Origin of the sequence: Iodobacter violaceini, from assembly GCF_011601265.1 — a bacterium.
Lineage (GTDB): Bacteria > Pseudomonadota > Gammaproteobacteria > Burkholderiales > Chitinibacteraceae > Iodobacter > Iodobacter violaceini.
Genome location: NZ_JAAOLX010000001.1, coordinates 181,322 through 201,274, shown reverse-complemented (window position 1 = coordinate 201,274; position 19,953 = coordinate 181,322). Strand labels below are relative to the sequence as shown.

14 protein-coding genes are annotated in these 19,953 nt (G+C 51.3%); 7 read left to right on the top strand and 7 right to left on the bottom strand.

Annotation, left to right across the window (positions count from 1 at the left end):
- Positions 1-129: 129 nt before the first annotated feature.
- Positions 130-3,030, bottom strand: a complete 2,901-nt coding sequence (locus HA050_RS00870) for a TonB-dependent receptor (RefSeq protein WP_166820890.1) — start codon at positions 3,028-3,030, stop codon at positions 130-132.
- A 323-nt stretch (positions 3,031-3,353) separates the two neighbouring features.
- On the opposite strand from HA050_RS00870, the gene HA050_RS00865 reads away from it, so the two are divergent.
- On the top strand, positions 3,354-4,985 hold the full coding sequence (locus HA050_RS00865) for a methyl-accepting chemotaxis protein (RefSeq protein WP_166820888.1): 1,632 nt from the start codon (positions 3,354-3,356) through the stop codon (positions 4,983-4,985).
- Between the two features lie 33 nt (positions 4,986-5,018).
- Here HA050_RS00865 and HA050_RS00860 read toward each other — a convergent pair whose 3' ends face one another.
- Positions 5,019-5,990: a FecR family protein gene (locus HA050_RS00860; protein ID WP_166820885.1), complete on the bottom strand. Its 972-nt coding sequence runs from the start codon at positions 5,988-5,990 to the stop codon at positions 5,019-5,021.
- A complete protein-coding gene (locus HA050_RS00855; RefSeq protein WP_205836240.1) occupies positions 5,987-6,538 on the bottom strand; it encodes an RNA polymerase sigma factor in 552 nt (183 codons plus the stop codon). The genes HA050_RS00860 and HA050_RS00855 overlap by 4 nt, the downstream gene beginning before the upstream one ends.
- 149 nt (positions 6,539-6,687) lie before the next feature.
- On the opposite strand from HA050_RS00855, the gene HA050_RS00850 reads away from it, so the two are divergent.
- Positions 6,688-7,485 carry a MerR family transcriptional regulator gene (locus HA050_RS00850; protein WP_166820880.1) on the top strand — a complete coding sequence of 266 codons (798 nt, stop codon included), beginning with the start codon at positions 6,688-6,690 and terminating at the stop codon, positions 7,483-7,485.
- Positions 7,486-7,519: 34 nt separating this feature from the next.
- On the opposite strand, the gene HA050_RS00845 is transcribed toward HA050_RS00850, so the two are convergent.
- The gene (locus tag HA050_RS00845; protein ID WP_166820878.1) at positions 7,520-8,053 is read right to left on the bottom strand and encodes a 5' nucleotidase, NT5C type; all 534 of its coding nucleotides are present in this window, start codon (positions 8,051-8,053) and stop codon (positions 7,520-7,522) included.
- A 270-nt stretch (positions 8,054-8,323) separates the two neighbouring features.
- Between HA050_RS00845 and HA050_RS00840 the strand changes: the two genes are divergently transcribed.
- Positions 8,324-9,811 (top strand): glycoside hydrolase family 13 protein, encoded by a 1,488-nt coding sequence (locus HA050_RS00840; protein WP_166820875.1) that lies wholly within the window; start codon positions 8,324-8,326, stop codon positions 9,809-9,811.
- Positions 9,812-9,918: 107 nt separating this feature from the next.
- On the opposite strand, the gene HA050_RS00835 is transcribed toward HA050_RS00840, so the two are convergent.
- Complete coding sequence (locus HA050_RS00835; RefSeq protein WP_166820873.1) at positions 9,919-10,983, bottom strand: M35 family metalloendopeptidase; 1,065 nt, start codon at positions 10,981-10,983, stop codon at positions 9,919-9,921.
- Positions 10,984-11,668: 685 nt separating this feature from the next.
- Here HA050_RS00835 and HA050_RS00830 point away from each other — a divergent pair.
- The 4 genes from HA050_RS00830 (at position 11,669) to bioH (ending at position 17,743) form a co-directional block, all read left to right on the top strand.
- A complete protein-coding gene (locus HA050_RS00830; RefSeq protein ID WP_166820870.1) occupies positions 11,669-14,587 on the top strand; it encodes an HD domain-containing phosphohydrolase in 2,919 nt (972 codons plus the stop codon).
- 19 nt (positions 14,588-14,606) lie between these two features.
- Entirely contained in the window at positions 14,607-15,101 is a 495-nt protein-coding gene (locus HA050_RS00825) for a putative pterin-binding protein (protein WP_166820868.1), read from the top strand.
- Between the two features lie 145 nt (positions 15,102-15,246).
- Positions 15,247-16,398, top strand: coding sequence for an 8-amino-7-oxononanoate synthase (bioF, locus tag HA050_RS00820; protein WP_166820866.1), 1,152 nt, complete (start codon positions 15,247-15,249; stop codon positions 16,396-16,398).
- Between the two features lie 565 nt (positions 16,399-16,963).
- Entirely contained in the window at positions 16,964-17,743 is a 780-nt protein-coding gene (gene bioH, locus HA050_RS00815) for a pimeloyl-ACP methyl ester esterase BioH (protein WP_166820863.1), read from the top strand.
- Between the two features lie 133 nt (positions 17,744-17,876).
- On the opposite strand, the gene HA050_RS00810 is transcribed toward bioH, so the two are convergent.
- Positions 17,877-18,305, bottom strand: a complete 429-nt coding sequence (locus HA050_RS00810; RefSeq protein WP_166820861.1) for an META domain-containing protein — start codon at positions 18,303-18,305, stop codon at positions 17,877-17,879.
- A 299-nt stretch (positions 18,306-18,604) separates the two neighbouring features.
- The gene (gene rlmD / locus HA050_RS00805; RefSeq protein WP_166820859.1) at positions 18,605-19,909 is read right to left on the bottom strand and encodes a 23S rRNA (uracil(1939)-C(5))-methyltransferase RlmD; all 1,305 of its coding nucleotides are present in this window, start codon (positions 19,907-19,909) and stop codon (positions 18,605-18,607) included.
- Positions 19,910-19,953 lie beyond the last annotated feature (44 nt).

Below are 19,953 nucleotides of genomic sequence, written 5' to 3'. Positions count from 1 at the left end.
CGAATGAGACTGATGAATCCTGATGTTGAAATGAAAATATTTTTTAGCCGGAACAAAAATGTTTAATGACGATGCAAATAAGGACACCCAGAGGGTGTCCTTATTTTGTTTACGTTAAGGGATTGATATTTAGAATTTAACAGCGAAAGACATCCGCACGGTACGCCCAGGCCCCGGCATCAGGCTGAGCGTAAGTGGGTCGAGGTAGTAGCGGTCGGTGGCGTTATCAATGGTCATATCGACACGGGTATCAGCATTGATTTTGTAGCTGGCAAACAGATCCACCAAGGTGTAGGGCAGGGTTTTGATCTGCACCGAGGTGCCGCTGTAATTGGTCCAAAGCTTATCTTCGGTCACATTGAGCGGGCCACTGACATAGCTGGCGCGCAGCCCAAGCGTGAGCTTCTGATCAAGCTGGCGGGTACCCAACGTGCCGTTCGCCATCATTCCTGGCGGGATCATATTGCTGACATATGAGGTATTAAAGCCCACCGGAGAGCAATCCGGCGTTTCGCGGGCTTCAGGCCAGTCTTTGCCTTTGGCGCGGAAATAAGCCGCCATTTTGGAATCGCAAATGGTGCTTTTTTGATTTAGCGTAGCCGCTAATTCACCAAAGAAATCGCCACGGTCATAGGAAGACTGGAGCTCAAAGCCGGAAATGCTGTAACTATCCAGATTATGCATGGTGAAATTCTGCATGCCCGATACGCCATCAAAGCTGCGGCGGGTGATGTAGTTTTCGGTGTTGTTATTGAAATAGGCTACTTTTAAGCGCAGCTTATCGTCCGCTGTAAAGACGCTGTCTTTTACAAAACTAATCCCCGCTTCCCAGTTTTTGCTGTGCTCTGGTTCCAGTGGCGAGGCGTAGCGGGCCGAAAAACCGACGGTGGATTCAAACATGCTGGGCATACGCATGCCTTCGGTGTAGCGCAGATAAGTGCTGATGGTGTCGGTCAGCTTATAGGTGGCGCTAAAGGCCGGGGCAAAGCCGCCGCCATTACGCTCAACAGGGGCAGTGCGGGTAAATGCGCCGGGGATTTTGTCATAGAATACGGGGCCGGTGGTGTCCCAGAAGTCGATCTTGCTGACATCAACAGGCAGACCTTCTTCACCATCTTTCTCTGGCTCCAGTGTGCCCTTGCCGTTTTTAATCGGGTTTGTGGAATCGGTAAACTGGCCGTTTTCATCCTGGCGCCAGATGGTTGAGCCAATTTCATTACCATCTTTGTCCCACATCTGAATTCTTTGCCAGCCTTGCTTTTCCCGTACGGCAGTAGAAATCACATTGCGATCTTTACTGCTGTAATGAATATAGCGGCCACCGGCTTCCAGCAGCAGGCGGTCGCTGGCCTGCCATTGCATATTTAAAAAGGCGCTTTGCTCATTGCGGATACCACTGCGCAGGGTGCGGTTATTATCAAAGTCATTCTGAGTTTTATTCACACTATCGGACGGTGCGACGTCTTCTTTTTGTAAAGAGAAGCCATAGTTCAGTTGCACCGGCCCAAGGGCGGTATCAAAACGCGATGTATTGCTCAGATCCGCTCCATAGCGCTGGGCCTGATTTTTAGCCAGATACACCACCTCTGCGCAGGCCTCGCAATCGCCATCGCCCGGATGCGGTTTGCCTTCCAGCGGGTTGCTGAATACATCGCCATTGCGGGCTGCGGTCTGCATATCGGTGTACCACAGCCCGGCTTTCAGATTGATGAGCGGGTTATCTGCTGGCGCGTATTTATAGCGGGCCGTCCAGGCCTCGGTGCTGACTTCGCTGGCTTTAAAGTCATGCAGCACATTTGAATCACTGCGCCAGATTTGTGAAGGCATGATTTCGCCATAATTGCTCTTGTAATAGCGATAGCCCAGCTCTAAAGCCTGCTCTTCACTAAAGCGGTAAGTGCCTTTGAGTAGGGCCGAGTTGGCGATATTCATGGTGTTAAACACCTCGTCGCCGGCGTTGTAAAACTTGGTCAGGCCGTTGTCTTGTCCCCACCTATCAATTGCTTGATAGCTGTTGTAGCCATTTTTACCGGAGTAGTAATTGCCGTTCTGGCGATGGCTGATGGCTGCAACCAGGTCGTAATCATCTTCTTTCAGGGCGTAAGCCAAGCTAATAAAACCATCTCTTGGGTCCAGAATGCTGTTGCGATTGCTCCTTGGTGTGGCTTCATATTTGTGGCGTGCTTCAACGCTATTGCTTTGCAAGCCAGTGCGCAGCCTGAAGCCGCTGCGCTCACCCGGTTTTAAAACGTCTTCAGGTTTAAGCGTTGTCATGCTGACCAGGCCGCCAATTGCACCCGTGCCTTGGGCATCCAGGCTTGGCCCCTTGGTGATATTGATTTCACTGATCATTTCCGGATCGATATAGCTGCGATCGGCCACGCCTGAGTAGCCACGGTAAATGGTGGTGGCTTGCATGCTGCCATCAATCAGCACCGGCACGCGGCCCTGGCCCTGCAGGCCGCGGATATTCACATCCACTGCGCCGCTATTACGTGCATCGCTCACCACCACGCCAGGCGTGCCTTTGAATATATCCGCCGGTGAAGTGCCACGGAAGCGATCAATATTTTCGCGGCTGATATGGGCGGATGAGCCTGGCTTGAGATAGGGCCGCTCGCTGGCTTCAATTTGCTCATCGTTTAAAAAGCCCGCTGCCGCACCGCTCACACGAACGGCCCCAATGCTCACTGTATTGCCGGTGGAGGCCGGTACAGCTTTAATGATTATCGTGTCTTTGCCCTGAATATCGGCCCGTAAACCGCTGCCATTGAGCAACTGACGCAGCGCATCCCTCAGGCTGTAACTGCCTTTTAAGGCCGGGCTTTGGCGGCCACCGGTCAGCTTGGCATCTGCCAGCAACACCATGCCGGACTGGCGGGCGAGCTCGTTGAGGGCGCTGCTCAGCGGCTGGGATGTGATATTTAATTCAATCGGGGCAGCCTGGGCTGCAAAGCTGGCGGCAGACGCTGCAAGGCTTAAAGCCAGGATTAAAGGACGGATCGCCGTGCGGTGGCTGGACACTTTCATAGGGTTTCACTCTCTCGTTTTATTATATTAATAATCATTCTCAATTAAAACGAATTAAGAGAGCTTATCCTGACGTTGTTGGAGGAAAATTTATATTACACACCGGGGTGGCAAGCATGCGGAGTATGGAAGAGGATGGCGCAAAATTGCTTAGCGTTTGATCAATGCGGTTGGCTTAGTACTGACAACAAAAATTTCAACTACTCTAAAGAAGATTTTGTTTTGCTTAACAAGTGACCGGACTGGGGTTTCAGTAAAAGGAAGGAGATGCAGTTTACATAGAGGGTGATGCTTACTTTGAACGCACAAACAGAGGCAAATTAATGGGTTTTTTAAACAGAATTAAAATTGGTGCCCGATTAACGCTGGCCTTTATGGTGATGCTGGCGTTTATCTTTGCTCTGTTTCTGAGTGTTCGGGCAGGTTTATCCAGTATTGATCAGGCTATGCATCAGATTGTGCAGGTTGAGGCAAAAAAACAAAGTTTCACTGCTGAATTAGACCGGCATTCGCAAAATGCCGCTTTGTTATTGCTGCAAATTGTAACAACGCCCGAGCGTCAGGCTCGTGTGCCTCTCTATACCGCGATGGATCTGGCAGGCAAGCAAGCCAGTGTTGCGTTTAAAAATTTGCAAAGTCTGCCTTGGTCTGGGGAAAGGGCTGCATCACTACAAAATTTAGCCACGCTGCGCGAAAAGTATCTTCAGGCTTTTACAGACACGGTTGATTTAATTGAGCTGGGCGATCAGGCCGCTCTGGCCCAACAGTATGCCAGCCACACTCAGCCTTCTTTGCACGCCTTGCTTAAAGGAACTGCTGAATTGGCCGCGATGCAACAAACCAATATGGCGGAAGAATTAGCCAGCGTATTGCAGCGTATGAGTGATACGCGTTCATTACTCTGGATTTTGAGCCTGTGCGCTTTAATCTCCGGGCCTTTTTTTGCATGGGCAGTGACTCGCAGCATTATTCGTCCGCTGGATCATGGTGTTGCTGCGATGGCGGGCATGGCCGCTGGCGATTTACGCTGCCAGCTGACTATCCATGGCAGTGATGAAACCGCCATGATGCTGACGCAAATGCAAAAAATGCAGATTAGTCTGGCTGCGATGGTGCTGGAGTTACGCGATTCTGCGAACCAAATTTCAAGCTCCGCTCAGTCTGGTCAGCAGGGCGCTACAGACGTTGCCAATGGGGTAGCCAGTCAGCAGCTGGAGATTTCCCAGATTCATCGGGTTGTGGGAGATTTTGTCAATAAACTGCATTTTGCTGAAAAAACGGCTTATTCAGCCCAGCAGCAATCGCAGCAGGCGGCCAGTCTGGCTGGGCGGGGTCATCAGCTGATTGAAACCGCTTCGCGGGAAATTGCTGCGATTGCAGGTACCATTCAAAGCAGTGCAGATGCCGTTGATGTTTTGCGGCAGAGGGCTAATTCGATGCGCACGATGATCAGTGCAGTCACCGAAATTGCCGAACAAACGAATATGCTGGCCTTAAATGCGGCGATAGAGGCTGCACGCGCTGGTGAAGCTGGCCGGGGCTTTGCCGTTGTGGCGGACGAGGTAAGAAGGCTGGCAGATCGAACCTCTGGCGCTACCCGCGAAATCTATAGTGTGATTGAAGCGATGGATCAGCAAACCAGTGAAGCTATTTTTCAAATTGACCAAGGGAGGAATGAAATGGCGCGGGCGGTGGCAATGATCGGCGAAATTGTGGACCCCCTTACTCAATTACAGCAGGGGGCCAGCCAGGCCACTCTGGATTTGGATCTCTTAAGTCAAAATATCTCCGAACAAGTGGCTGAAAGCCAGGCTATTGCCAATAGTGTGGATGCTATTTCTCAATCTGCCGATAGTAATCTGCGTATTACCCGGCAAGCCAGCCAGGATAGCAGCCAGTTATTTGAAATCAGCCTGCAGTTACAAAAACAAATGCAGCGTTTTCGGCTGTCATAAACCGGGGCCTTAGAATCGCTGTGCTTTGCAAACTTAAGGTGCGCTTATTTCACCTTTGTTGATTCTGACTGGCAGAACCTGCGGTAAGGCCTGAGTAAATTGCTGCAGTTTTTTAATCTCAAAGCTGCCAGATATACGCAGCTTGCCGATTTCAGGATCGGTAATACGCAGGCCAGTAGGGGTATAGCGTTCAAATTCGGCAATGGCATTGGCCAGCGTGGTGTTATCAAAGCTTAATCTGCCCTGACGCCAGCTGCCTACTGCTGCCGGAGCAATGGCTTGCACGGGGCTCAAGGTATTATTCTCCAGTGAGACCGCTTCCCCTGCACGCAAAATAAGCCCGGGCAAAGCGGCTGGTTTGGGCTGAACCGCCACCTTGCCGGACTGCACCGCAACCTGAATCTGCTTTTGAGTATTTCTGACTGAAAATTGTGTGCCCAGCACACTCACCTGGGCCTGATCGGTAATAACGTGAAAAGGGCTGCCTTTGCTGACATGAAACATAGCCTGCCCTTTGATTAAACGGACTTCACGTTTATCACGGTACAGCGCTATTTCTACCTGGCTGTCGGTATCGAGCTCTAAGTGGCTGCCATCGGGTAAATATTGTTCCAGTATTTGCCCGCGTGCGGTTTGTACTTGCTGCTGGTAGCTGGGCAAGCTCAGCCACAAATAACTACAGGCCAGCAGCGACAGCGCACAGCCGGTAAGCAGGCGCGGCCTGAAATAAACAGAGATCAGCTGCTTATAACGCTCACGCCTTGCCTTTGCGGCAAGTTGCTTGCGCTGCTTTGCAAAATGCTGGCTGCAGGAGGGGGGCATTTCACTGATCAGGCGATTGAAATTTTGCATCTCCTGCCATGCCTGCTGATGAGCCGGGTGGCTGGCCAGCCATTCCTGAAAATGCTGTGTTTCAGCGGGGCAAAGTCCTTGTTCCTGGCGTAACAACCATTGTGCTGCTGCGGTATCCGGATCAATCTGCGTGATCTGTGTTGAGCCGCTCATTTTCCACCCCGCTCAGCCATGCCTTTTTTGCAGCTTACCATGGCGTTAATAATGTGTTTTTCCACCATATTAATCGAAATGCCCATCTGCTTAGCAATCTCCGCATGGCTTAAACCCTCAAACTTATACAGTACAAAGGCTTCTTTGCTGCGCGGGGGCAGGCCATCAATCAGCTCCAGTAATCGCTTCATTGACTGCCTGCCCGCAGCCCGGTGCTCCGGCTCATCGGCACGGGAGGCGGGCAGCTCAAGTTGTTCATAGTTATCATATTGGCGCGACTGATTCTGGCGGTATTGATCAATCACGATATTTTTGGCTGTGGTGTAGAGCAAAGCCCCCAAACCTGCCCCGCCATCCTGAGAAACCTGCTTACTGGCAAGCACCCGCGCATAAGCCTCCTGCACTACGTCCTGAGCCTTATCGCGGCAGCCAATCGAGCGGGCAATAAACAGATGCAAATCGTGATAATAACGCTCAAACACCGGACACAACCCAAAGCAGAAAAACGGCGAATCATACCGTTTGAATTTAAAGATAACAAGAATCATTATTATTTATAATCATGACAAGTGGTTTGTAAGTTGCGGTAAGGGCGTGTAAAAAAATTGCTGCTGCAAAAGGATATTTTTGAAATTGGCCTATTGACCTTGCCCCTGCGGAAAGCTTGATACTGGCATCTCTGCTTACGAGAACACTTATGCTTACGATTGGACAACTTGCCCGCTGCTATGGCCTGAGCACTAAAACGCTGAGGCATTACGACAGCATTGGTTTATTCAGCCCCGCCTTCACTGGCAGCGATAACGGCTACCGCTATTATTTGCCCGCCCAGGTCACAGAGCTGGGGCAGATTGTTCGTCTGCGCCAGTTTGGCCTGCCGCTGGAAGAAATCCGTCAGCTCTGGCAAGCCGGAATGGATGATCAGACATTACGCCAGCTGTTGCAGTCCCATTCAGAGCGGCTGCAAGGCGAGATCAAGGATAAGCAGGAGCAGATCACCCAAATTCAGATTTACCTTACCAAAGCCCCAAGGAGCCCCGCTATGCAAACCCCTGAAATTGTTACCCGTGCTGCTTTCCGTGTTATTGGCCTTGTCTGGACTCCGCAAGATGAAGGCAGTATCCCTGACATGTGGGGGCGGTTTTTGCCTCGCGAACATGAAATTGCCGCTATCTGTCCTGGCAGTTGTTATGGGCTTTGCCAGCCCTTAGCCGATGGACAATGGCGCTATCTGGCCGCACTGGAAGCCGCCGCAGATGCTGCGGTTCCTGATGGCATGGTGGCGCTGGATGTGCCGGAGCAACGCTATGCCCGCTTTGAACATATTGGCCCGGTGAGTGGCATCGCTGATACTTTCAGGTCTATTCACAGCCGCTGGCTGCCTGCTGCCGGGCTTAAAGCGCTGGATGGTATTGAGTTTGAATATATGGATCAGCGTTTTCTGGCCCCGGATCACCCGGATTCTGTGACGGAGCTATTTATTCCAATTGGTTAATTTATAAAAAAATAATTGCTGCTTTAAACAGAAACTAGCTGCCAACAAAAATTTCTTTTGCTTCCAGCCAATTGTTGATTCTTTGGTAGCTGGTTTCGTTTATGTTTTTTTCCGAGGTAAATAAATAGCCCTGCCCGGAGAAAGTATCGATATGCCTTGAGCTGTCATCAATCAGGTAATCGCAATTGAGCATCCCTTTATACCCGCAGAAAATGAAGTTCATTTCATTAATAAAAGGAAAATTATGCTTCAGCCAGTCATACTTGGCATTAAAAGAGGAAGGATATTCCATTGCAGCGCTTGCAAAGTATATTTCGTAATCTTTTGACAGCTCGAAGATGACCTCTGCGGCATTTTCAATGACATTTAAATCGCGAAAAAAATCAGGATGATGGGGGAAAGAGCGAACTCTGTTGACGTGCTCTTTTAAAACCACGTCATAAATTTTTTTTCCTCTGAGCATCTCTTTTGAAAGCGTAATTCCAAATTCATTTTTGTACCAGGTGAGATGGCGTTGCAAGGTGTCTGCAACCGTGTCGTCCATATCAATAGCGATACTTTTTTTCACTGTACATTCCTCATAGAGCTGGCGGGATGAAGATCATTGCTCATGTTAATTGCTTACTATATTTTTTCTTAATTTTATCATCTTACTTAAGATTGTTGGCAGTTTGATTGCAAGCTATGGGCAGCATAAATTGCCTTACTTTGTTAATCAGCCTGCTGCTTGGCTCATATTTAAGCGCGCACAATTGGGCTTTTTATTCAATAATCAATCCATCGTGCCCGCGTCAGTTTGCTGATAGGGTTTATTGTTTTTTTCTTGCCCGGGCCCATTATGAAAACCAAACTGGATGCTGCCACCAAGCAAATGGCGAGTCAGATTATTTATCAGATTTTTCCTGAGCGTTTCGCCATCGGTGGCGCTCTTGCCAGCAGCGTGAAGTTGGCGCAGGCGGCGTATGCCCATCCGGGTGTGGTGAAGCGGGGCTGGGACGACAGTACGCTGGATCAGCCATGGGGGATGCAGTTTTTTGGCGGGGATTTAGACGGCATTGCCGAAAAGCTGGATTACCTGCAGGACTTGGGCGTCACCGGCGTGTATTTAACGCCGGTATTTACCGCGCCCAGCAATCACAAATACGATGCGGTGGATTTTTTTAGCATTGACCCGATGTTTGGTGGCGAGCCAGCCTTGCTGCGGCTAATTGAGTCATTACACGCCAAAGGCATGAGCCTTACGCTGGATGCGGTGCTTAATCATGTATCCGACAGCCACCCGTGGTTTTTGGCGGCTAAAGCAGGGGATGCAGCCAAGCGTGATTGGTTTAGTTTTAAAGACGATGGCAGTTATCTGTGCTGGCAGGATTATGGCCTGATGCCGGAGCTGAACCTGAGCAACCCAAGCGTTCGCGATGTTTTATACCGCCAGCCAGATAGCCTGGTGCAGCACTGGCTGGCTAAGGGCGTGGATAACTGGCGCTTTGATGTGGCGCAGGATGTGGGGATTGAAGTTGCGCAGGAAATGGCGCAGGTGGTGGGGCAGCGCTTTCCTAAGGCCGGTTTGCTGGGCGAGCTGAATGGTTTTTCCGGCTGCTGGTTTGAGGCGGGTGGCGGCTTTAAAGGCATGATGAATTACTGGTATCGCACCGCCACGCTGGCCTGGCTGGCGGGCGAGATTGACGCGCTGCAAATGAATCATGCGCTTAAAGACGCCAGAGCAGCTTACGGCCTGAGCGGCCTGCTTTGCTCGTGGAATATGCTCTCCAGCCACGATACGCCAAGGCTGCTGACTACGGTGGGCAGTGTAGAAAAAGCGCAGCTGGCGATGATTATGCAGTTCACCCTGCCCGGTATCCCGCTGATTTATTACGGCGAAGAAATCGGCATGGAAGGCGGGGCAGACCCGGATTGCCGCCGCCCCATGCGCTGGAATCAGGCCGATTGGAATCATGCACAGCGCCAGTTTGTGCAGCAGCTGATTGCGATTCGCCAGCGTACCCCGGCATTACAGTACGGTGATGTGCAGGTATTGGGCGACAGGCTGGCAGGCAATGCACTGGTGTTTTTACGCGCTACAGATGTGATCGGTGAGGCGGCGTTGGTGATTGTTAATTTATCTGACCGGCCATTACAAACCAGGCTGTTAATCCCTTACTCCCACTGGTACGACGGCGTGCCTTTGCACGATGCGCTGGGTAATGCACAGGATAGCAAAGTGCAGGCAGGCAGCGTATTGCTGGATATCCCTGCGCAAACTGCGGCGATCTATCTGCCCGGCGAGCCTTACCAGCATTACAGCTTTTTTAAAGCGAGAAATCGCTGAGTTTAAGTTTGATTTTCGGAGTACCGGCAAATATATTCGGGGGCGAAGGCGCATTCTCTTTGGCTGGCGAATCAACCCTACACAGGATTGATCCGCCAGTACTTCAATTAAGGCAGGTTCGGTGTGTTTTCAACAAAATACTCGTGTGAATCGGCATTCATAATGGCTTTGGCCGGATCGCTGATGGCCAGCTTTTTAGCGCCGGATTGCCCGTAAACATTGTCTTTGGTTGAAGCCACTGCATAAAAATGGCTCATTTCATGGACCAAAGTGCCGCCTTTAGAATCAGTTCCTGTCATCGGGGCAGTCCAGAAGGCATTGCATACGTAAATTTTGTAAGGCTGGCTGGGGTAAACGTAGGCAAAGTAAGAATCTGTGCAGCCGCAATCTACGGTAACCGGTTTATTTAAGAAAGCATCTTTAATCGCCACGTAATGTGCTTTGACGGTGGCGTAGCGTGATGAATCGTATTTACCAAACCATGTGGAATAACGTGCGCTGCTGGCCCCTGTCGACATATAGTCATCACCGCTGGCCGACATGGTTTGCGCTGCGCTGAATGCTGTTTTTACCTGCGCAGATTGCGATGCGGAGCATTTATTAAAGGATAAGCTGCCTCCGGCAAGGCTGGGCTGGACAGGCTCACTGCTGATGGTGCCCCGTGGCAGGCTGCCATCTATCCATACCGAAATGGCATCGGATGGTGCAATGCCAGCCTCTGTGCTTACAAGCCCTTTTGCATCGCTTCCTGCGTGCGGCGCATCAACATGATATTGGATGGTGTAATTGCCCGTTACGCGCATATCGTAGAGTGCAGATAATTCCACTTTTTGCTGGTAGCTGGCCCCGGGCTTTAATTCAAAATAATCACTGGCCTTAGGTGCTGCGCGTTTTACCATGGGGCCCAGGTAATTTACTTTTACGCCATCACGATATACATCAAATAATTCGGTTTGTGCGGCAATAAAAGGGGTATGCCACTTTAAAATATACTGAGGTGCTGATGAGGTGTTTTTCATCGTGACATTCACAAATACATCATCGCTTTCAACTAATGTGTTTTTATCTGCGCTAAGGGTGACTTGTATATCTTTGGAATCTGCGCTGGCGCTAAATGACAAAAAAACTGCCAATATTGCGGCACATATCCGAAATCCGTTTTTAATATTCATTCTTTGCTCCACATATTTAAATGGTTGATTAAAACAAGGAATAAAACGCCGGGCACAGACCTTTGTCGCGCCAAAAATAACGCAAATTAATGTTTAAAAAAAGACAAGTGGCTGTGCCAGATCACCTTAGCAAATAAACGTGCAGGCGATAAATAAAAACAAGTAATTGCCTTAATGGAATAGAAATGATGCTTTTTATATCCTGATACGGGGTGATAATTTATTTTTTTGCTAATAAGTGATTGTCTTACAAGGTTTATTTACGCCTTTGCATGGCAGGGATGATTTTGAGTATCACAGTGATGGGTTTACGCAGATTCTCCGTTAAATTATTTAAAGCTGGCCATTTAAGTGTTTTTTAGCTTGCGATGTCCGGCAAGATGATAAATGCAGGCAACATTTGATTTGCTCTGCGTTTGTAAGCAGTTTTAAAGCCCGACTTATAGAATTTTCTGTCTTTTCTTCTTTAAATTTTAATGAATAATTACAAGTTTAAAGGTTTTAAATTGTAAATAAAGAAAGCTATGGTCTAGCATAAAAAGGATATGGGCGGTTGTCTGGGAAAGGGCTTGCCTGTGTACTGGAATAACAAAAACAAACTGCGTTAAAGCCCAGGCTCTGTCTTCACGGAACGTCAGCAAATCAAAACGGCATGTTTTTCTTCAATTTTAAAGGGAAGAAGAGGATGGGCAACGGGCCGCATTCTTTAGCGCGGGGGCATAGCTGGCCCATTAAGCTTTCAATCGCTACGGTAGTGGTGCTCTGCATGCTGGTGCTGGCAGTCGGAGTGATTGGCATTGGCTGGAGTGGCGCACGCAGCACCCTGCTTGATACTGCGGCCAGAACAGCAAGAGATGCCGGCCAGCTGATTACAGAAAAATCCCGCCGTATGCTGGAGCCGGCGCAAGCCACATTACGCATGCTGGTGGCCGATCCGATTGCAAGTGCAACAACCTTGGAAGACCGGTTGCTCAGGCTGGGCACCTTGTCTGATGTGCTAACGGCCAATGAGCTGATGTCGTCCGTTTTTGTGGGCTATAGCGATGGCTCATTTATGCTGGTTCGTCCGCTGGACAGGGAGGATCTGCGCAAAAAGTTCAATGCGCCGCCTATGTCTAATTTTATGGTGCAATCGGTGCAAAGCCAGCCCAATGGGCAGTTTAAACGCGAGTTTCTATTTTTTAATGCCAGCCGCACCCTGCTGGAGCGCCGCAGTCAGCCAGATTACCGTTTTGATCCCCGTACTCGCCCCTGGTATAAAGCTTCTGTGCTGACAGCGGCACCGCAGCTTTCTGAACCGTATATTTTCTTTTCTTCCCGGCAAATAGGCGTAACACTCAGCCAGGCCAGCCAAAATGGTAAGGCGATCTTTGGTATTGATGTGGTGCTGGATGATTTGGCCAATAGTCTGGAAGGGCTGAAAATATCGCCTAATACCCAGCTGGCCCTGGTGAATGAAAAAGGCAGAGTGCTGGCTTACCCCGATATGCAAAAAGTATTGATTAAAGGCGGGGATAAATTTGAATTTAGCACGGTGGATGGTCTGGCTGTACCCAGCCTGAGCAAGCTTAATGCGTTGGGTTTGGATAAGGGCAAGGTGGCTGCTTTTGAAGTAAGCGGGCAGGAATGGCTGGGGGCTTCTTTGCCCTTTGATGTGTGGCAATCAGATGGCATGCGCTTACTGGTGGCGGCGCCCAGTGATGATTTGCTGGGCGGGCTGCGCGGCAAACTGCTGCATCTGATCGTTGTGGTTGTGGTTCTGGCTTTGCTTTTAATGCCGCTGGGCTGGTGGGCCGGGGCAAAAATTGGCAAAAGTATGGATAAGTTAACGGCTCAGGCGCAGCGCATGAGCCGCTTTGATTTCAGCCAGAGCCAGCTTAAAAATACCATGGTGCAGGAGGTGAATGATCTGTCTGGCGTGATGCACGATATGGGCCAGACCATCGAGACTTTTTTACAAATCAGCCAGGATATGGCCACCGAGCCCAAAGTAGAGCACATGCTGAATAATGTGCTGGATCAGATGGTCATGGCCACGCGCTGCCTGGCAGGCGTGGTTTATTTATTGAATCACACCAGCCATAAAATGGAGCGGGCCGTGGCGCATGGTGATTTGTGCGGGCATGAAGAAATGTGCTTTATGTATACCGATCAGCAGCAGGCGATTCCTGAAACGCATCAGGTGGCTGAGGGCGTGGTTGAAATGCAGATTGAGCTGCGCGGCCGCAGTGGCCTCTTGGAAGGGCTGCTGATTTTGCAGTATCAGGATGATGACAGCCATGCTGATAGTGCGTTTACCGGGTTTGTGCATAAGCTGTCTGGCATGCTGGCCGTATCGATAGAAACGCGTCAGCTGATTGATGCCCAAAAAAAGCTGCTGGATGCGGTGATCAGGCTGATGGCTGACGCGATTGACGCTAAAAGCCCATATACCGGAGGTCATTGCGAGCGCGTGCCCGAGCTGGCCGGTATGCTGGTCGATCAAATGGGGCGGGAAGAATGCGGCCCCTATGCTGATTTTAAAATGAGCGAAGATCAGCGTTACGAGTTTCACCTGGGTGCGTGGCTGCATGATTGCGGCAAGGTGATCAGCCCCGAGCACATTATTGATAAAGCCACCAAGCTGGAAACTATTTACAACCGCATCCATGAGATACGTATGCGTTTTGAGGTGATGTGGCGCGATGCCGAGCTGGATCATTGGCGGGCGGTGGCTTTTGGCGGGGATGAAGAGGCTTCTTTTGCCGTGCTGAAACAGCGCCAGCAAGTCTTACAGGATGATTTTTCGTTTGTGGCCCGCTGTAATGTGGGCGGCGAATTTATGGCCGACGAGGATATCCGGCGGCTGCAGCAAATAGGCCGGCAAACATGGCTGCGATATTTTGATAAGCAGCTTGGCCTGTCTGCTGACGAAAACCGCAGGCTGGGCGACTATGTGCCTGAAAGATTACCAATCGCAGAACAGCTGCTGGCTGATCGCAGCGACCATGTCGTACCCTGGGGTGAGCGTAAGCCTGCAGTAGAAAAAGGCGATCCGAATAATCACCATGGCTTTGATATGGAGCTGCCAAGGCATGCGCAAAATATGGGCGAGCTGTACAACTTGTCTATCCGGCGTGGCACGCTGACTGAAGAAGACCGCTTTAAAATCAACGATCATATTGTGCAGACGCTGATTATGCTGCGCGGCCTGCCATGGCCCGCCAGGCTGGCGAAAGTGCCGGAGATTGCTGCTACTCACCATGAAAAACTCGATGGCAAGGGCTATCCGCGGCGTTTATCGGCTGATCAGCTCAGTACGGCAGACCGGGTGATGGCGCTGGCCGATGTGTTTGAAGCGCTTACCGCCGCAGACCGCCCGTACAAATCGCCAAAAACACTGACTGAATCGCTGAAAATTATGGCGTTTATGGCCAAAGATCAGCATATTGATGCTGAGCTGTTCCGGTATTTCTTACACAGCAAATTGTGGCTGGTTTTTGCCGGGAAATTTATGCGTAAAGAGCAGATTGATGAAGTGGATATTGCAGCAATTGAAAAATTACTGCCTATAAAGGAAGAGCCGGTTTCACCCCGGAGTAAACCGGCAGAACTTAAAAACTAAGCCGATGCGAGCTTACTTTATGACTGCTTACCGCGTATATCTGCTGCTGGTTTTGTTGTTTACCTGGCCCGTGCTGGCGCTGGATGCCCCGGCCGGAAAGGTGATTCTCACCATCAGTGGTAAGGTGGGGGAGAAAAACGCAGGCAATACCGCAGTATTTGATCTGGCCATGCTGGAAAAACTGCCGCAGCAAAGCTATCGAACCCAAACCCCGTGGGAAGCGCTGCCGGTTCAGTTTAGCGGCCCCTATTTACGCGATGTGCTGGCGGCGGCCAGGGCTAGTGGCAGCGTGATTAAAGCAGTGGCGGTTAATGATTACAAAACCGAGATTCCTTTTAGTGACACTCATCGGTTTAATATGATTCTGGCGCATAAAATGAACGGCCAGTCCATCCCTGCGCGTACCAAAGGCCCGCTGTTTATTGTTTACCCTTACGATACAAAGCCAGAGCTGCAGACCAAACCATATTACGACCGATCGGCGTGGCAGGTTAAATTACTGGTAATTGAATAGCCCGTTTGCTCAGCGGTAAATTGCTGAGTGCGGGCGATACCCGCCGCTTTAAGTTTTATACCATCAGCTTTCCTCGCTTTACTTCAGCCAGCGCACCTTCCCTTGTCAGCTGTTAGAATTGCCACTTTCCCCGCTGGATTTCTCCATGCCTTTCTCTCAATTTGCCGCCAGGCTGGCCGGGCGCCAGCAAGCAGGTTTGCTGCGCAGCCGCCGCCAGATCGATAGCCCGCAGGGCGCGCATATTCTGGTTGCCGGGCGGCAGCTGATCAATTTTTGCAGCAACGATTATCTGGGGCTGGCCAATCACCCGGCCGTGGTGCAAGCGGCGCAGCAAGGCGCGGCAGACTGGGGCGTGGGCAGCGGCGCAGCGCATTTGCTGGCCGGGCATTTTGCCCCGCATCAGGCGCTGGAAGACCGGCTGGCTAAGTTTGTCGGCATGCCCGCTGCGCTGGGGTTTTCTACCGGCTATATGGCCAATCTGGCGGTGATTACTGCGCTGGTGGGGCGCGGTGATGCGGTGTTTGCCGATAAGCTCAATCACGCCTCTTTAAATGACGCCGTTGCCTTATCGCGGGCCGGTTTTAAGCGCTACCCGCATCAGGATATGGCCGCGCTGGAGCGCCTGCTGGCCGCCAGTACCGCGCCACGTAAGCTGATTGTGGCTGACGCGGTATTCAGCATGGATGGCGATATCGCCCCGGTGGCAGCGCTTTTGGCGCTGGCCGAAAAATATGATGCCTGGTTGTTTTTAGACGATGCCCACGGCTTTGGTGTATTGGGTGAAGGGCGGGGCACGCTGGCTGAGTTTGGCATCGCATCGCCGCGCATTATTTATATGGCCACTCTGGGCAAAGCCGCTGGCGTATCGGGCGCTTTTGTTGCGGGTGAACAAGTGATGTGCGACTGGCTGCTGAACACTGCCCACAGCTATGTTTACACCACCGCCATGCCACCTCTTTTATCCTGTGCCATGCAGGCCAGCATGGATTTAATTGAGGCAGAATCCTGGCGGCGGCAGCGTCTGGCCAGGAATATTGCGGCCTTCAGAGTGGGGGTACAGGATTGCTGCGAGCTGCTCGATTCCAATACGGCGATTCAGCTGGTGCTGCTGCCGGATAATGAAACCACCATCCGCATTGCCAAAGCCCTGTTTGAGCGCGGCATTTGGGCAGGCGCAATCCGCCCGCCCACCGTGCCCACGCCACGTTTACGCATTACTTTATCGGCAGCGCATTCTGATGAGGATGTTGCGGCTTTGATTGGGGAGTTAAAAGCGTTGCTGGTGCTTGAAAGGTAGCTTGGGCAAGTGCCCACGGCTTGATGCTGGTCACGTTTGCCCTGATGCATTTGGGGGCATGCATACCTGCACAGCATCAGGCGGCAGTTGCCTCCCCCTTTGTAAAAGGCTATGTCTGCGTTAATAGTTGAAAATAGACATCATGGTTTTTATTTGTAAGCAGCGGGGAATGCAATAAATGCACTCTTTGCACGGGGCTTAAATCCTTCCCTTGAAACACGCCGAAGCGAGGAACAAGCGGGCGGGGTTTCGGCGAGGATGTTTGAAAGAGCGAAGCGAGTGAGTCCTGCAGCAACCGCTGTCCGCAGATGAGGGGCCTTCGTGTTTCGTGGGGTCGCTTTCTTTGGCTTCGTTTCTTGGCGAAGCAAGAAAGGAAGGCCCCCGCGGTGGCTACCGCTCCAAAATCAACGTGCCGAAGGCACTAAAACCCTTTTACCAAGGGGAGAGCAACAACATTAAGTGGATGCCGGTACTTTTAAGGGGCGCTGCGTGGGCATGGTAAAACATTTGCCCACCTACAGAGCCCCGTTTATTTGAACGATGCTTTTAAATTGAAAGGTTTTGTATGGCTGGCAATTTTCTACATATCGAATCAACCGGCCGTGGGCCGGATGTGGTGCTGCTGCATGGCTGGGCGATGAACAGCACGGTTTGGCGCGGTGTGGCTGAGGCGCTGAGCGATGATTTTTGCCTGCATCTGGTGGATTTACCCGGCCATGGCAAAAGCACCAGCAGCCAGCCTTTATCGCTGGCGCATATGGTGGCAGAGCTGGATGCGGCTTTTCCAAGACCAGTGCAAGTGGTGGGCTGGTCTTTGGGCGGGGCGGTAGCCAGCAGTTGGGCCATGGCTGCGCCGGATAAAATCCGCTCGCTCAGCCTGATCGCCTCTACGCCGTGTTTTATGCAGAGGGAAGACTGGCTGCCCGCTATGGCCACGGCCACTATGAGCCAGTTTGCCGCAAGTCTCGCCGCAGACTGGCAGGGCACTTTAAAACGCTTTATCAGCTTGCAAGTACAAGGCGGCGCTGAGGCGCGGGCCATGGCAAAAACGCTGAGCCAGGAATTATTTTTGCACGGCGAGCCAAGCCTTGCGGCACTGCAGGAAGGCCTGGCCATTTTGCGTGATACCGATTTACGTCAGCAAATTTATCAGCTGACCTGCCCGGTATTACTGCAGTTTGGCAACCGCGATACGCTCACTCCGCTGGGGGCCGGGGAGTGGCTGGCAGAAGCTTTGCCTCACGCCGAGCTGATTGTCCACTGCGGCGCAGCCCACGTGCCGTTTGCTTCGCATCCGGATGATTTTATTGCGGCGCAGCGGCGGTTTTTGCTGGCGGGGATGTAGCCAGTGTGAGCGCGGTGCGCGGGAAACACGAATACGCACCTTCGATGCTGCAGCGCAGAAGCGGGCCACAAATGTTTTTATACGCAGTACTTTCGCGGCTAAAGCCACTCCTGTGAAAATCGCTTTATGTCTTTTAAGGTTTTTTAGCCAAAGTCAGCGAGCTGTCTTTGCTTTTTAGCTCGATCAGCTTACCGGCTTCCAGCTCTTTCACTTGTGCACCAGTGGCAAAGGCCTGGCCCACTGCATGGCTGATGGCGCTGTTCTCGTCGCCCATGCAGGCCATCATGGTGGATGCCAGCATGCCTTTAAGCTGCTGATTGTCGTCTTTTAAGCTGCCCATCACCCGGTTACAGCCATCAAAGCCCGTAATACGCATGGTTTTTGCGTCAAAAGCCAGTGTGGCCTTGCTATCGCTGCTGACGGCTTTATCGTTCACTTTGACGATATTCCACTCGCCATCAAAGCGGGCAGCCGCACTTGGGGATGCCGGGGAAGAAGGCATCACGCTGGCACAGGCTGATAAACCAAGGGCAATAACAGAGCTAAGCAATAATTTACGCATATTCGATATCCATAGAGTGCAGCTGGCAAGATGCTCAGCATCAATTTAAACCGCTTAAAGCTTAGTTGAGTTGCTGCGCCGGGGGCGAGGTATTAAGTGGCATTCGGTAGTATTTGCCGTGGATGTAGCCAATAAAAAACGCGAAGGCTTGCTTCGCGTTTTGTCTCAATGCCCGCTATGAATCAGATTGTCATTCCCGGGTAGTTTCGTCGTGGATCCAGCCGTTCTGCTGGATCCACGATTTATACATTTGGGGATGATGGCTATGCCATTTTGGGAAAGCAATATGAACGATGCTCTTAACCCTTCTCAAACCACGCAATACTCTCTACATGTGCCGTATGCGGGAACATATTCACGATCCCCGCCGCTTTAAGCGTGTAGCCTTTTTCGTGCACCAGCACATCGGCATCGCGGGCCAGAGTGGAGGGGTTACAGGATACGTAGACGATGCGTTTTGGGCCGTTTTGGGCGCTGATGGATTTACACAGCTCGTGTGCGCCATCCCTTGGCGGATCGATCAGCATCTTGTCGAAAGCCCCAAGTTTTTTCAGCCAGCTCTCGCTCATCTCAAATAAATTAGCTACTTTAAACTGGGTGTTGCTGGCAAGCCCATTATCGCTGGCGCTTTCATTGGCCCTGTCTACCAGCTGTTGTAAGCCTTCCATGCCCAGCGTTTTTGCGCCGCTTTTTGCAATCGGCAGGGTGAAATTGCCCACGCCGCAGAAAAAGTCAGCAATCACTTCACCTGCCTGTGGTTTAAGTAAATCCATCGCCCGCGCCACCAGCGTGCGGTTGATGCGGTGGTTTACCTGGGTAAATTCGGTGGGCTTATAGCGCATTACAATGCCAAATTCAGGGATGCTGTAGCTGAGCTGCGGTGCATCCAGCGGGTAAAACGGCGTGGCCGCTTCAACCGATTTTGCCTGCAGCCAGAACTGTACCTTCCATTGATCTGCATATTTTTTAATCAGAGCCTGATCGGCTTTATTAGGGGCGACTGGTGTGCGCAGCACCAGAATATCCACATGCTCACCAACGGCCAGCTCGATATGCAGGATGCGGTCTTTAATCGATAAGCTTTTAAGCAGCGCGCGCAGCGGCAAGATTTGCTTAGAAATATGTGGTGGTAACACGCGGCATTCATTCAGCGCCGCGATGACTTTAGAGCGCCGCTCAAAAAAGCCCAGCCGCACTTCATTTTGCTTCGCATCATAAGACACCGACAAACGCGCCCGCTGGCGATAGCCCCATTCGGGGCCATAAATCGCTGGCAACATCATTTCTGCTTTTACATTGCCAATACGTTTAAGGTTGTCTTCCAGTACCCGCTGCTTGGCCGCCACCTGGCCGGCAAATTCCAGATGCTGCATGCTGCAACCGCCGCACACACCAAAATGCGGACAGGGCGGATTAACGCGCATATGGCTGGTGGTATGGATTTGCGTGGCTTCGGCGTTTTCAAACCGCGGCTTAATGCGATAGCTTTTATAGCTGACGGTTTCCCGTGGCAGGGCGCCATCAATAAAAATCGTCTTCCCTTCTACGCGCGCAATGCCGTGGCCTTCAAAGTCTAAGGATTCAATCAGGGCAGGAGCAGTCATGGTAAGGCCATCGCGTAAAACGGCGGATTATAGCAGGCTTGGGA